This window comes from Citrobacter sp. Cpo061 (assembly GCF_030332845.1).
In the GTDB taxonomy this organism is placed as follows: Bacteria; Pseudomonadota; Gammaproteobacteria; order Enterobacterales; family Enterobacteriaceae; genus Citrobacter; species Citrobacter portucalensis.
Genome location: NZ_JAOWHB010000033.1, coordinates 55,778 through 69,373, shown reverse-complemented (window position 1 = coordinate 69,373; position 13,596 = coordinate 55,778). Strand labels below are relative to the sequence as shown.

13 protein-coding genes are annotated in these 13,596 nt (G+C 51.5%); 11 read left to right on the top strand and 2 right to left on the bottom strand.

Going from position 1 to position 13,596, the window contains the following annotated elements; translation table 11 throughout:
- Positions 1–23: 23 nt before the first annotated feature.
- A complete protein-coding gene (gppA, locus tag OGX97_RS03565) occupies positions 24–1,505 on the bottom strand; it encodes a guanosine-5'-triphosphate,3'-diphosphate diphosphatase (RefSeq protein ID WP_003829016.1) in 1,482 nt (493 codons plus the stop codon).
- A gap of 136 nt (positions 1,506–1,641) precedes the next feature.
- Entirely contained in the window at positions 1,642–2,910 is a 1,269-nt protein-coding gene (rhlB, locus tag OGX97_RS03560; protein ID WP_003829013.1) for an ATP-dependent RNA helicase RhlB, read from the bottom strand.
- A gap of 143 nt (positions 2,911–3,053) precedes the next feature.
- Here rhlB and trxA point away from each other — a divergent pair, with 143 nt between their 5' ends.
- From trxA to rffA, 11 genes are all read left to right on the top strand, one after another.
- Positions 3,054–3,383, top strand: coding sequence for a thioredoxin TrxA (gene trxA, locus OGX97_RS03555; protein ID WP_001280776.1), 330 nt, complete (start codon positions 3,054–3,056; stop codon positions 3,381–3,383).
- A 130-nt stretch (positions 3,384–3,513) separates the two neighbouring features.
- Positions 3,514–3,633: a rho operon leader peptide gene (locus tag OGX97_RS03550; protein ID WP_049259789.1), complete on the top strand. Its 120-nt coding sequence runs from the start codon at positions 3,514–3,516 to the stop codon at positions 3,631–3,633.
- Between the two features lie 87 nt (positions 3,634–3,720).
- Positions 3,721–4,980 carry a transcription termination factor Rho gene (gene rho / locus OGX97_RS03545; RefSeq protein ID WP_002437993.1) on the top strand — a complete coding sequence of 420 codons (1,260 nt, stop codon included), beginning with the start codon at positions 3,721–3,723 and terminating at the stop codon, positions 4,978–4,980.
- Between the two features lie 235 nt (positions 4,981–5,215).
- On the top strand, positions 5,216–6,319 hold the full coding sequence (gene wecA, locus OGX97_RS03540; protein WP_032945680.1) for a UDP-N-acetylglucosamine--undecaprenyl-phosphate N-acetylglucosaminephosphotransferase: 1,104 nt from the start codon (positions 5,216–5,218) through the stop codon (positions 6,317–6,319).
- 12 nt (positions 6,320–6,331) lie between these two features.
- Entirely contained in the window at positions 6,332–7,378 is a 1,047-nt protein-coding gene (gene wzzE / locus OGX97_RS03535) for an ECA polysaccharide chain length modulation protein (RefSeq protein ID WP_003829003.1), read from the top strand.
- 55 nt (positions 7,379–7,433) lie between these two features.
- A complete protein-coding gene (gene wecB / locus OGX97_RS03530; RefSeq protein WP_032934208.1) occupies positions 7,434–8,564 on the top strand; it encodes a non-hydrolyzing UDP-N-acetylglucosamine 2-epimerase in 1,131 nt (376 codons plus the stop codon).
- Positions 8,561–9,823, top strand: coding sequence for a UDP-N-acetyl-D-mannosamine dehydrogenase (gene wecC / locus OGX97_RS03525; protein WP_235126018.1), 1,263 nt, complete (start codon positions 8,561–8,563; stop codon positions 9,821–9,823). Before wecB ends, wecC begins: the two co-directional genes overlap by 4 nt.
- Entirely contained in the window at positions 9,823–10,890 is a 1,068-nt protein-coding gene (rffG, locus tag OGX97_RS03520) for a dTDP-glucose 4,6-dehydratase (protein WP_032945684.1), read from the top strand. The genes wecC and rffG overlap by 1 nt, the downstream gene beginning before the upstream one ends.
- 33 nt (positions 10,891–10,923) lie before the next feature.
- Positions 10,924–11,805, top strand: a complete 882-nt coding sequence (rfbA, locus tag OGX97_RS03515; RefSeq protein ID WP_032945685.1) for a glucose-1-phosphate thymidylyltransferase RfbA — start codon at positions 10,924–10,926, stop codon at positions 11,803–11,805.
- On the top strand, positions 11,783–12,460 hold the full coding sequence (rffC, locus tag OGX97_RS03510; RefSeq protein ID WP_235126016.1) for a dTDP-4-amino-4,6-dideoxy-D-galactose acyltransferase: 678 nt from the start codon (positions 11,783–11,785) through the stop codon (positions 12,458–12,460). Before rfbA ends, rffC begins: the two co-directional genes overlap by 23 nt.
- 4 nt (positions 12,461–12,464) lie before the next feature.
- Positions 12,465–13,595 (top strand): dTDP-4-amino-4,6-dideoxygalactose transaminase, encoded by a 1,131-nt coding sequence (gene rffA / locus OGX97_RS03505; protein WP_218658813.1) that lies wholly within the window; start codon positions 12,465–12,467, stop codon positions 13,593–13,595.
- The last annotated feature ends 1 nt before the right edge of the window (position 13,596 follow it).

Below are 13,596 nucleotides of genomic sequence, written 5' to 3'. Positions count from 1 at the left end.
AAACGCTATCCGGCAACCAACATCTAATGAACGTCCAGTGGCCAGTGGACATAGCTTTGCCACTGACTTTCCTGATCGATTAACTCTTTACCCAGCGGATGATGTTCCAGCCAGCCTTCTGGTAGCGTGACCGTCAGGTGCTCGTTTCTTGCATCCATTTGAATTTCCGGCACAAGATCGTCACGGCGACGGCTGGCGAAGATGATCGCCAAACGTAGCAAACGGCAAAGATGCTCCGCGATGCGCGGTGGCACTGCGTTTTGCTGGTGGAGCGAAGAGAGATCGACGGGATTAGTCTGATTGAGTAACAGCGTTGCTAGCAGTTTCTTTTGCGCAGGGGTAAAACCCGGGAGATCGAGATTGCGCACCAGATAAGCGGCATGCTGTGGTGCCTGTTTAAAATCAACGCTCAGGCCAATTTCATGCAGCTGACAGGCACTAATCAGTAGTTCGCGGCTAATCGGTTCAAGATGCCACTTTTTTTCTACCTGATCGAGAAATTTAGTCGCTAAATTAGCAACACGATGTGCTTGCTCTGTATCGACCATAAAGCGACGCTGGATATTGCGTAATGTGCGGCTACGAATATCCTGATCCACCGCCAGGTGCAGCATACCGTAGACCAGACCTTCACGTAATGCGCCGCCGGCCAGGGTCATGCATTGAATGTTCAGTTCGGTGAAAATAGCAATCAGAATGGCCAGCCCGCTGGGGAAAACCAGCGCACGTTCCAGCGTTAACCCTTCGATTTCCAGCTCTTCCAGACGACCGCAGTGAATGGCGCGCTGCTTAAGCTGCTGCAGTTTGGCCAACGTAATACGCTCATCCATACCCTGCGCCATCATGATTTCCTGCAACGCCTGGACAGTACCAGAGGCACCAACGCAAACTTTCCAGCCATGAAAACGCAGTTTGTCGGCGACCGGGCGCAGAACTTCACGTGCGGCCTTCTCTGCCTCGTCAAAGTTTTCCTGTGCCAGATTACGATCGGTAAAATAGCGTTCGAGCCAGGTGACGCAGCCCATCGACAGGCTGAACAGAGAGGTGGTTTGTGCGCCGGAACCGGTGACTAATTCAGTGCTGGCGCCACCAATATCCACAACCAGACGCTGATCGGCACCGCCGGTTGTATGGGCTACACCTTGATAAATCAGTCGCGCTTCTTCTTCACCGCTAATCACCTGGACAGGGCAGCCAAGGATCTCTTGCGCTTTGGCAATAAACACATCGGCATTTACGGCGATGCGTAATGTTGCCGTGGCGACCACCCGGATTTGTGGATGCGGAATATCCTGCAGACGTTCAGCAAACAGGCGCAAACATTGCCAGCCGCGCTCCATCGCTTCAACAGAGAGCTCGTTGTCACCGTTGAGTCCAGCGGCCAGACGCACTTTGCGTTTGATACGCGTGAGCGTCTGGATGCTTCCTGCCACCTCGCGTACAACCAGCATATGAAAACTATTCGAGCCGAGATCGATTGCTGCATACAGCGAAGTAGAATTCATACACTTCATCCTTCAACCTGTATCTGTGTTGGCTGCGTTCTCTCACCCGAATCACTTACTAAAGTAAGCTCATCGGGATTCGTTTTCTTGCCGCCTTGATACAGGCTGAATGATTTTGTGTATGGCATAACTTTTCTTAACCTGAACGACGACGATTACGAGGAGCACCACCGGTACGGCGTGGGCCATTGCCTGTACGCGGGCGCGTTAAGCGCAACGGCTTCGGCAGATCGGTCATCAGCGCATCCGGGTTATATTTGCTGACCGGAATCGAGTGGCCGATATAGGTCTCGATTGCGGGTAAATTCAGCGCGTACTCTTCACAGGCCAGGCTGATAGAGTGACCGCTTGCGCCAGCACGTCCGGTACGACCGATTCGGTGAACGTAATCTTCACAGTCATCCGGCAGGTCATAGTTAAATACGTGCGTTACGGCTGGAATATGCAGGCCACGCGCAGCGACATCCGTCGCAACGAGAATGTCGAGATCGCCACGGGTGAACTCATCAAGAATACGCAGACGTTTTTTCTGTGCTACGTCACCGGTCAGCAGACCGACGCGATGACCGTCCGCAGCAAGGCTGCCCCAGATATCTTCACAACGATGCTTGGTGTTAGCAAAAACAATGGCGCGATCTGGCCACTCTTCTTCAATCAGCGTTTGCAGCAAACGCATTTTCTCTTCGTTGGAAGGGTAGAAGAGCTCTTCTTTAATGCGGTGGCCAGTTTTCTGTTCCGGTTCGACTTCAACGTACTCAGCGTTATTCATCTGTTCGAACGCCAGTTCGCGAACGCGGTATGAGAGGGTTGCAGAAAACAGCATGTTCAGACGTTGGGTGGTTGGCGGCATACGACGGAACAGCCAACGGATATCTTTAATAAAGCCCAGATCGTACATACGATCGGCTTCATCCAGCACCACGACCTGAATCGCGCCCAGATTAATGTGGTTCTGTTTTGCATAGTCGATGAGACGACCGGTCGTGCCGATAAGAATATCGACGCCGCTTTCCAGCACTTTCAGCTGTTTATCGTAACCGTCGCCGCCATACGCCAGGCCTAATTTCAGACCAGTGGTCTGTGCCAGCGGCTCGGCATCTGCGTGGATCTGCACGGCTAACTCACGCGTTGGCGCCATAATTAACGCACGCGGTTGGTTCACCTTGCGATCGGCAATCGCGGGATGAGAGAGAAGATAATGAAACGTTGACGTCAGGAACGCCATCGTTTTTCCGGTACCGGTTTGCGCCTGCCCGGCAACATCACGACCAGCCAGCGTTAGCGGCAGCGCGAGGGCCTGAATGGGCGTACAGTTATGAAAGCCTTTATTTTCAAGGGCTTCTATCACCTTTGGGTGCAGGGCGAAGTCGGAAAACTTCTGTTCTGTTAAATGTGTTTTGCTCATAGTGTGGTAGAATATCAGCTTACTATTGCTTTACGAAAGCGTATCCGGTGAAATAAAGTCAACCTTTAGTTGGTTAATGCTACATCAACACGTCGTTGATTAATGCTACACCAATGCACCAGGCTTATTCCTGTGGAGTTATTATGAGCGATAAAATTATTCACCTGACTGACGACAGTTTTGACACGGATGTACTCAAAGCGGACGGAGCAATCCTCGTTGATTTCTGGGCAGAGTGGTGCGGTCCGTGCAAAATGATCGCTCCGATTCTGGATGAAATCGCTGACGAATATCAGGGCAAACTGACGGTTGCTAAACTGAACATTGACCAAAACCCAGGCACCGCGCCGAAGTATGGTATCCGTGGCATCCCGACCCTGCTGCTGTTTAAAAACGGCGAAGTTGCGGCGACGAAAGTCGGCGCGCTGTCCAAAGGTCAGTTGAAAGAATTCCTCGACGCTAATTTAGCGTAAGGAAGTCTCATGATCGGGCGACCCTACTTCGAAATGATTCGGATGACTGGACGCCCGACTTGAGTCGTGCTAAGTTAGTGTTGACTTCGTATTAAACATACCTTATTAAGTTTGAATCTAGTTATATCCAATACTTCCCGTTGTTTCTCGCGCGAGGAGTGGACAGATTCCTGGCTTGTCACTCAATCCGTCTTGTCGTTTCAGTTCTGCGTACTTTCCTGTGACCAGACAGCGAACAGACATGAGTTGATGGCCGTAAACAGGCATGGATGACCCTGCCATACCATTCACAACATTAAGTTCGAGATTTACCCCAAGTTTAAGAACTCACACCATTATGAATCTTACCGAATTAAAGAATACGCCGGTTTCTGAGCTGATCACTCTCGGCGAAAATATGGGCCTTGAAAACCTGGCTCGTATGCGCAAGCAGGACATTATTTTTGCCATCCTGAAGCAGCACGCAAAGAGTGGCGAAGATATCTTTGGTGACGGTGTGCTGGAGATATTGCAGGATGGATTTGGTTTCCTCCGCTCTGCAGACAGCTCCTACCTCGCCGGTCCTGATGACATCTACGTTTCTCCCAGCCAAATCCGCCGTTTCAACCTCCGCACTGGTGATACCATTTCTGGTAAGATTCGCCCGCCGAAAGAAGGTGAACGCTACTTTGCGCTGTTGAAAGTTAACGAAGTTAACTACGACAAACCAGAAAACGCCCGTAACAAAATCCTCTTTGAGAACTTAACGCCTCTGCACGCAAACTCTCGTCTGCGTATGGAACGTGGTAACGGTTCTACTGAAGACTTAACGGCGCGTGTACTGGATCTGGCATCGCCGATCGGTCGTGGCCAACGTGGTCTGATTGTTGCTCCGCCGAAAGCGGGTAAAACCATGCTGCTGCAGAACATCGCGCAGAGCATTGCATACAATCATCCTGACTGCGTGCTGATGGTGCTGCTGATTGACGAACGTCCGGAAGAAGTTACCGAGATGCAGCGTCTGGTGAAAGGTGAAGTGGTTGCCTCTACCTTTGACGAACCTGCCTCCCGCCACGTTCAGGTTGCGGAAATGGTTATCGAGAAGGCGAAACGTCTGGTTGAACACAAGAAAGACGTTATCATTCTGCTTGACTCCATCACCCGTCTGGCGCGTGCATATAACACCGTGGTTCCGGCTTCCGGTAAAGTACTGACCGGTGGTGTAGACGCCAACGCCCTGCATCGTCCGAAGCGTTTCTTTGGTGCTGCACGTAACGTGGAAGAGGGCGGTAGCCTGACCATCATCGCGACTGCGCTGATTGATACCGGCTCTAAAATGGATGAAGTTATCTACGAAGAGTTTAAAGGTACCGGCAACATGGAACTGCATCTCTCTCGTAAGATTGCTGAAAAACGCGTCTTCCCGGCTATCGACTACAACCGTTCCGGTACTCGTAAAGAAGAGCTGCTCACCACCCAGGAAGAGCTGCAGAAAATGTGGATCCTGCGCAAAATCATCCATCCGATGGGTGAAATCGACGCAATGGAATTCCTCATTAACAAACTGGCGATGACCAAGACCAATGACGACTTCTTCGATATGATGAAGCGTTCCTGATTCGGGCATCATCTGAAAACGCCACGTTTTTACGTGGCGTTTTGCTTTTGTGGATGTAATCTTAACGACACAATAATAATCCGGTATGACATACCGCCTGGCGACGAAGGGTTGTAATTCGTATTTTGTGGTTAATAATCATACAGAACCACCTGATATGGAATCGGGTTTCTCTTCTGAATAATCGCCTGGATGGTTATACTTCATATATTGATATTCTTTGAGAGTATGTATAGTGAATTTACTGACAGCAAGTACTGATCTCATCAGTATTTTTTTATTCACAACGCTGTTTCTTTTCTTTGCCCGTAAGGTTGCGAAAAAGATAGGATTGGTGGATAAACCCAACTTCCGCAAACGTCATCAGGGACTGATTCCGTTGGTTGGGGGGATTTCGGTTTACGCAGGCATTTGCTTTACGTTCCTCATCGCCGATTATTATATCCCGCATGCAACTCTCTACCTGGCTTGTGCCGGTGTACTGGTGTTTATCGGTGCGCTGGACGACCGCTTTGATATCAGTGTAAAAATCCGTGCGACCATCCAGGCTATCATCGGCATCATTATGATGGCGGTAGGTAAGCTCTATCTGTTGAGCCTTGGGTTCATTTTTGGCCCTTGGGAAATGGTGCTCGGTCCTTTTGGCTATTTCCTTACCCTTTTCGCCGTTTGGGCTGCAATTAACGCCTTTAACATGGTGGATGGGATTGATGGTCTGTTAGGCGGGCTATCCAGCGTATCATTCGCCGCAATGGGGCTTATCTTGTGGTTTGACGGCCAGACAAGCCTGGCTATCTGGTGTTTTGCCATGATCGCCGCCATTCTGCCTTACATCATGCTGAACCTGGGTATTCTCGGACGTCGCTATAAGGTCTTTATGGGTGATGCGGGGAGTACGCTGATTGGCTTTACGGTCATCTGGATCCTGCTGGAGACCACTCAAGGTAAAACGCATCCTATTAGCCCGGTCACCGCACTGTGGATTATTGCCATTCCGTTAATGGATATGGTTGCGATCATGTATCGTCGTTTACGTAAAGGTATGAGCCCTTTCTCCCCGGACCGCCAACATATTCACCATTTAATTATGCGCGCCGGGTTTACTTCCCGACAGGCTTTTGTCCTGATTACGCTGGCTGCTGCGATCCTGGCTTCTATCGGCGTGTTGGCTGAATATTCTCGGGTCGTTCCGGAATGGGTGATGCTGGTGCTCTTTTTACTGGCATTTGTCTTGTATGACTATTGTATTAAACGTGCCTGGAAGGTAGCGAGATTTATCAAACGCTGGAAGCGCAAGTTGCGTAGAAACCGTGACAGTAAACCAAACTTAACCAAATAAATTGAGGGTACGATGACACAACCATTACCGGGGGAACATGCCATGAGCGCTGAAAATGAACTGGACATCCGTGGGTTGTTTCGTACTTTGTGGACAGGGAAGGTGTGGATCGTCGGTATGGCTCTCGCCTTCGCGTTAGTCGCTCTCGCCTATACGTTTTTTGCTCGTCAGGAGTGGAGCGCGACGGCGATTTCAGACAGGCCAACGGTTAATATGTTGGGCGGCTATTACTCTCAGCAGCAGTTCTTACGTAACCTGGACATCAAGGCCAGTCTCGCATCTGCGGATCAGCCGTCAGTGATGGATGAGGCCTATAAAGAATTTATCATGCAGCTTGCCTCATGGGATACGCGCCGTGAATTCTGGCAGCAGACTGATTACTACAAGCAACGTATGGTGGGGAACAGTAAAGCCGATGCGGCGATGCTGGATGAACTGATTAATAACATTCAGTTTATGCCCGGCGATGCGGTTCGTAATACCAATGACAGCGTGAAGCTGATTGCCGAAACGGCACCTGATGCCAACAATCTGTTGCGTCAGTACGTCGCGTTTGCCAGCCAGCGTGCGGCGCGTCATCTGAACGACGAGTTAAAGGGAGCCTGGGCTGCGCGCACTGTGCAGATGAAGGCGCAGGTTAAACGCCAGGAAGAAGTGGCGAAATCGATTTTCTCTCGCCGAGTTCACAACATTGAGCAGGCTCTCAAAATTGCTGAACAGCATAATATTTCGCGTACTTCCACTGACGTTCCGGCTGAAGAGCTACCCGATTCTGAACTGTTTTTGCTTGGACGTCCTATGCTGCAGGCGCGACTCGAAAACCTGCAATCTGTTGGTCCCGATTTCGATCTGGACTACTTCCAAAACCGAGCCATGCTTAACACACTGAACGTTGGGCCAACTCTGGATCCGCGTTTTCAGACCTATCGTTATTTGCGTACGCCGGAGGAACCGGTAAAACGTGACAGCCCTCGTCGTGCCTTCCTGATGATTATGTGGGGCATCGTTGGGGCTCTGATCGGTGCTGGTGTCGCGTTAACCCGTCGCCGCACGATTTAGCAATATCGTTGCAGTGAGGGGCTGGGCCCTCACTGCCAATCCGAAGAGAATCGATGTGAAAGTACTGACTGTATTTGGCACGCGACCGGAGGCCATAAAAATGGCACCTCTGGTTCATGCGCTGGCAAAAGATCCTGATTTTGAGGCAAAAGTTTGCGTCACGGCGCAGCATCGGGAGATGCTCGATCAGGTGTTGAACCTCTTTTCCATTGTACCTGACTACGATCTCAATATTATGCAGCCAGGTCAGGGACTAACAGAAATTACCTGCCGAATACTGGAAGGATTAAAGCCAATTCTGGCTGATTTTAAACCTGACGTTGTGTTAGTTCACGGCGATACCACAACCACCATTGCTACTAGCCTGGCCGCGTTCTATCAGCGCATCCCGGTAGGGCATGTGGAGGCAGGCTTACGTACAGGCGATCTCTACTCTCCCTGGCCGGAAGAGGCGAACCGTACGCTGACCGGGCATCTGGCGATGTATCATTTTGCACCAACAGAAAACTCGCGCCAAAACCTGTTACGGGAAAACATTTCTGATAGCCGTATCTTCGTTACAGGTAATACGGTTATTGATGCGTTGATCTGGGTACGCGATCGCGTTCTGGCGAGTGATGCATTACGAGCTGAACTGGCAGAGCATTACCCATTCCTGAGCTCGGATAAAAAGATGATACTGGTGACCGGTCATCGTCGGGAAAGCTTCGGTCGTGGTTTTGAACACATTTGTCATGCGCTGGCGGAAATTGCCGCGGCCAATCAGAACGTACAGATTGTCTATCCGGTGCACCTGAATCCTAACGTCAGCGAACCGGTTAATCGCATTCTGGGTCACGTTGAAAACGTCATCCTGATTGAACCGCAGGATTACATGCCGTTTGTCTGGCTGATGAATCACGCCTGGCTGATCCTTACCGACTCTGGCGGGATTCAGGAAGAAGCCCCATCTCTGGGGAAACCGGTACTGGTGATGCGCGAAACGACGGAACGTCCGGAAGCGATTACTGCAGGCACAGTACGTCTGGTAGGGACCGACCCGCAGCGTATTGTCGAAGAAGTCACGCGTTTGCTGCATGACGACAATGAATATCAGACCATGAGCCGCGCCCATAATCCGTATGGTGACGGGCAGGCATGTGGCCGCATTTTACACGCGTTAAAAAATAATCGGATATCGCTATGAGTTTTACGACCATTTCTGTCATTGGGCTGGGTTATATCGGACTGCCGACGGCGGCTGCCTTTGCTTCCCGTCAAAAGCATGTGATTGGCGTAGATGTAAATCAACACGCGGTGGATACCATTAATCGCGGTGAAATTCATATCGTTGAGCCAGATTTGGGCGCCGTGGTGAAAACGGCGGTCGAAAATGGATTTCTGCGTGCGACCACAACCCCTGTAGATGCGGATGCCTATCTGATTGCTGTGCCTACTCCGTTTAAGGGGGAGCACGAACCCGATATGGTTTATGTGGAAGCCGCGGCTAAATCTCTTGCACCGGTGCTGAAAAAAGGCGCGTTGGTGATCCTTGAATCGACGTCGCCTGTCGGGGCCACTGAACAGATGGCCACATGGCTGGCTGAAATGCGTCCTGACCTGAGTTTCCCGCAGCAAGTCGGTGAACACGCGGACGTTAACATTGCTTATTGCCCAGAGCGCGTGCTGCCGGGCCAGGTGATGGTTGAACTGATTAAAAACGACCGCGTGATTGGGGGAATGACCTCCGTCTGTTCCGCGCGTGCTAGCGAACTGTACAACATTTTCCTGGAGGGCGAATGTGTCGTGACCAACGCCCGTACGGCGGAAATGTGCAAACTGACTGAAAATAGCTTCCGCGACGTCAATATCGCCTTCGCCAATGAGCTGTCGCTGATTTGCGCCGATCAGGGGATCAACGTCTGGGAACTGATTCGACTGGCAAATCGCCATCCGCGCGTGAATATTTTACAACCGGGTCCGGGGGTTGGCGGGCACTGTATCGCGGTTGATCCGTGGTTTATCGTGGCGCAGAACCCGCAGCAGGCGAAATTGATTCGCACCGCGCGTGAGGTAAACGACGGTAAACCTCATTGGGTGGTTGATCAGGTAAAAGCTGCCGTGGCCGACTGTCTGGCGGATACCAATAAACGGGCCAGCGAAGTGAACATTGCCTGTTTTGGTCTGGCATTTAAACCGAATATTGATGACTTACGTGAAAGCCCGGCGATGGGAATTGCGCAAAGCATCGCGCATTGGCACAAAGGCGAAACATTGGTGGTGGAACCGAACATCCATCAACTGCCGAAAAAACTGGACGGTCTGTGCCAACTGGCAGCGCTGGACGATGCCCTGGCTAGCGCCGATGTGCTGGTCTTGCTGGTCGACCATAATGAATTTAAAGCCATTAAAGGCGATGCGGTTCACCAGCAATATATCGTTGATACCAAAGGGGTCTGGCGCTAATGAAACGAATTCTGGTTACCGGTGGAGCGGGATTCATCGGCTCGGCGGTTGTACGGCATATCATTCAGGAGACTCAGGATGCGGCAATTGTGGTCGATAAGCTGACCTATGCCGGAAACCTGATGTCGCTGGAGCCGGTTGCACAGAATCCTCGTTTTACCTTTGAGAAAGTCGATATCTGCGATCGAGCTTCGCTCGACAGGGTGTTTCAACACTATCAGCCGGACTGCGTGATGCATCTGGCGGCAGAAAGCCACGTCGATCGCTCAATTGATGGTCCGGCCGCCTTTATCGAAACTAACATCGTGGGAACCTACACGCTGTTGGAAGCGGCGCGCGCTTACTGGAGTGATTTAACCAGCGAGAAAAAATCAGCGTTTCGTTTCCACCATATCTCGACTGACGAGGTGTATGGCGACCTGCATTCTACGGATGATTTCTTCACTGAAACCACACCGTATGCACCGAGCAGCCCTTATTCCGCGTCGAAAGCCAGCAGCGATCATCTGGTTCGCGCCTGGCTGCGTACCTACGGTCTGCCAACGCTGATAACCAACTGTTCTAACAACTATGGTCCGTACCATTTCCCGGAAAAACTGATTCCGCTGATGATCCTCAACGCATTGGCGGGGAAGCCGTTGCCGGTTTACGGCAATGGGCAACAGATCCGTGATTGGTTGTATGTAGAAGATCACGCCAGGGCGCTCTATTGTGTGGCGACAACGGGCGCGGTGGGAGAAACCTATAATATCGGTGGCCATAACGAGCGTAAAAACCTGGAAGTTGTCGAAACGGTTTGCAGCCTGTTGGAAGAGCTGGCACCGCAAAAGCCGCAGGGTATCGCGCAGTACCGCGACTTGATCGCTTTTGTGGACGATCGCCCGGGTCATGATTTGCGTTATGCCATTGACGCGTCGAAAATTGCGCGTGAACTAGGCTGGATGCCGCAAGAAACGTTTGAAAGCGGAATGCGCAAAACCGTGCAGTGGTATCTGGCTAATCAGGCATGGTGGAAACCCGTGCAGGACGGCAGTTACCAGGGCGAACGTTTAGGTCTGAAGGGCTAACAGCCTGGTTTTGGCTCCCGGAGGAGACAACGCATGAAAGGTATCATTCTGGCGGGTGGCTCAGGTACTCGCCTGTATCCCATTACGCGTGGCGTATCGAAGCAGCTATTGCCTATTTACGATAAGCCGATGATTTACTACCCGTTATCAGTATTGATGCTGGCGGGAATTCGCGAAATCCTGATTATCACTACACCGGAAGATAAAGGCTATTTCCAGCGCTTACTGGGCGATGGATCTGAGTTCGGCATTGAATTGCACTATGCTGAGCAACCCAGTCCGGATGGATTAGCACAGGCGTTTATCATTGGTGAAACGTTCCTTAACGGGGAACCATCATGTCTGGTGTTAGGAGACAATATCTTCTTTGGTCAGGGATTCAGTCCAAAACTGCGTCATGTAGCCGCCAGAACACAAGGCGCGACGGTGTTTGGTTACCAGGTGATGGATCCTGAACGTTTTGGTGTCGTGGAGTTTGACGACAATTTTCGAGCTATCTCGCTGGAAGAGAAGCCGAAAGCACCAAAATCAAACTGGGCGGTGACCGGTCTCTATTTCTATGACAGCAAGGTGGTGGAATACGCAAAACGCGTAAAACCTTCTGAGCGTGGGGAGCTGGAGATTACGTCTATCAACCAGATGTATCTTGATGACGGACATCTGACGGTAGAATTGCTCGGGCGTGGCTTTGCCTGGCTGGATACCGGTACGCACGACAGTCTTATCGAAGCGAGTACTTTTGTGCAGACGGTGGAAAAACGCCAGGGCTTTAAAATAGCCTGTCTGGAAGAAATCGCCTGGCGTAACGGTTGGCTGGATGACGAAGGCGTGAAGCGTGCTGCCAGTTCACTGGCCAAAACGGGTTATGGTCAATACCTGCTGGAGCTGCTCCGTGCTCGTCCACGCCAGTATTGAGCCGCTTAGCTGGGAAAATACGTTCTTTGGCGTGAATAGCGCCATTGTGCGTTTTGACCAACACGCGCCGGTTCTGACTGCGGATATGTTGCAGCCCTGGTCGCGGGTACAGGCAAAAATTCCTGCCGCCAATACCCATGAATTAGACGCCCTGCAACAGTTGGGCTTCTCACTGGTTGAAGGTGAAGTGGATTTTGTGCTGCCGGTGATGTGTGCGCATGGCGACCCCGGTGCGCAGACCGCACAAACTACGGATATCCCTGCATTACGCCAACTGGCAGGACAGGCGTTCGCGCAAAGTCGTTTTCGCGCCCCATGGTATGCAGCAGATGCCAGCGCGCGTTTTTACGCGCAGTGGATTGAAAACGCGGTGCTGGGGACATTCGATCATCAATGCCTCGTTTTTCGTACACCAACAGGTGATATTCGTGGCTATGTCTCGCTGCGTGAACTGAATGCGACCGATGCGCGAATTGGCCTGCTGGCCGGGCGTGGGGTGGGAGCAGAACTGATGCAGGCTGCCCTTTGCTGGGCGCAGGCTCGCGGTAAAACAACATTGCGCGTGGCGACCCAAATGGGCAATACCGCCGCGCTTAAACGTTATATACACAGTGGTGCGAATGTGGAAAGCACCGCGTATTGGTTATACAGGTGACACGATGATTCCATTTAACGCACCGCCGGTGGTGGGCACTGAACTCGATTACATGCAGTCTGCGATGAACAGCGGCAAACTGTGTGGCGACGGTGGTTTTACCCGTCGCTGCCAACAGTGGCTGGAACAGCATTTTGGCAGCGAGAAAGTATTGCTGACGCCTTCCTGCACCGCATCGCTTGAGATGGCGGCATTGCTGCTGGATATCCAGCCTGGCGATGAAGTCATTATGCCGAGCTATACGTTTGTCTCCACGGCCAATGCTTTCGTGCTGCGCGGCGCGAAAATTGTCTTTGTTGATATCCGGCCGGATACCATGAACATTGACGAAACGCTGATTGAAGCGGCGATCACCGACAAGACCCGCGCTATCGTTCCGGTGCATTACGCGGGCGTAGCCTGTGAAATGGATACCATCATGGCGCTGGCGACCAAACATAACCTGTTTGTCGTGGAAGATGCGGCCCAGGGCGTCATGTCGACTTACAAAGGTCGGGCGCTGGGGACGATTGGTCACATCGGTTGCTTTAGCTTCCATGAGACCAAAAACTATACCGCAGGCGGTGAAGGTGGTGCGACGCTGATTAATGATAAAAAATTAGTCGAACGTGCAGAGATCATCCGTGAAAAAGGAACTAACCGCAGCCAGTTTTTCCGCGGTCAGGTGGATAAGTATACCTGGCGTGATATTGGCTCCAGCTATCTGATGTCCGATCTGCAGGCTGCCTATCTGTGGGCACAACTGGAAGCGGCTGACCGTATTAACCAGCAGCGTCTGGCGCTGTGGCAGAACTACTATGATGCTCTCGAACCGCTGGCGCGTACCGGACGCATTGATCTGCCTTCTGTCCCGGAAAACTGCGTGCAGAATGCCCATATGTTTTATATCAAGCTGCGCGATATCGACGATCGCACGGCGTTGATTAACTTCTTGAAAGAAGCTGAAATTATGGCGGTGTTCCACTATATCCCGCTACATGATTGTCCGGCTGGCGATAAATTCGGCGTATTTGCCGGTGTTGATCGTTTCACCACTAAAGAGAGCGAGCGTTTGCTGCGCTTGCCGTTGTTTTACAACCTGTCGCCAGTAAACCAGCGAACGGTCATTTCGACCTTACTCAACTACTTCGCCTGAT

What these genes read in the sequence shown, in the direction of transcription:
- gppA (WP_003829016.1), bottom strand. Translation starts at nt 1,505, where the DNA reads ATGAATTCTACTTCGCTGTATGCAGCAATCGATCTCGGCTCGAATAGT.
- rhlB (WP_003829013.1), bottom strand. Translation starts at nt 2,910, where the DNA reads ATGAGCAAAACACATTTAACAGAACAGAAGTTTTCCGACTTCGCCCTG.
- trxA (WP_001280776.1), top strand. Translation starts at nt 3,054, where the DNA reads ATGAGCGATAAAATTATTCACCTGACTGACGACAGTTTTGACACGGAT.
- rho (WP_002437993.1), top strand. Translation starts at nt 3,721, where the DNA reads ATGAATCTTACCGAATTAAAGAATACGCCGGTTTCTGAGCTGATCACT.
- wzzE (WP_003829003.1), top strand. Translation starts at nt 6,332, where the DNA reads ATGACACAACCATTACCGGGGGAACATGCCATGAGCGCTGAAAATGAA.
- wecC (WP_235126018.1), top strand. Translation starts at nt 8,561, where the DNA reads ATGAGTTTTACGACCATTTCTGTCATTGGGCTGGGTTATATCGGACTG.
- rffG (WP_032945684.1), top strand. Translation starts at nt 9,823, where the DNA reads ATGAAACGAATTCTGGTTACCGGTGGAGCGGGATTCATCGGCTCGGCG.
- rfbA (WP_032945685.1), top strand. Translation starts at nt 10,924, where the DNA reads ATGAAAGGTATCATTCTGGCGGGTGGCTCAGGTACTCGCCTGTATCCC.
- rffA (WP_218658813.1), top strand. Translation starts at nt 12,465, where the DNA reads ATGATTCCATTTAACGCACCGCCGGTGGTGGGCACTGAACTCGATTAC.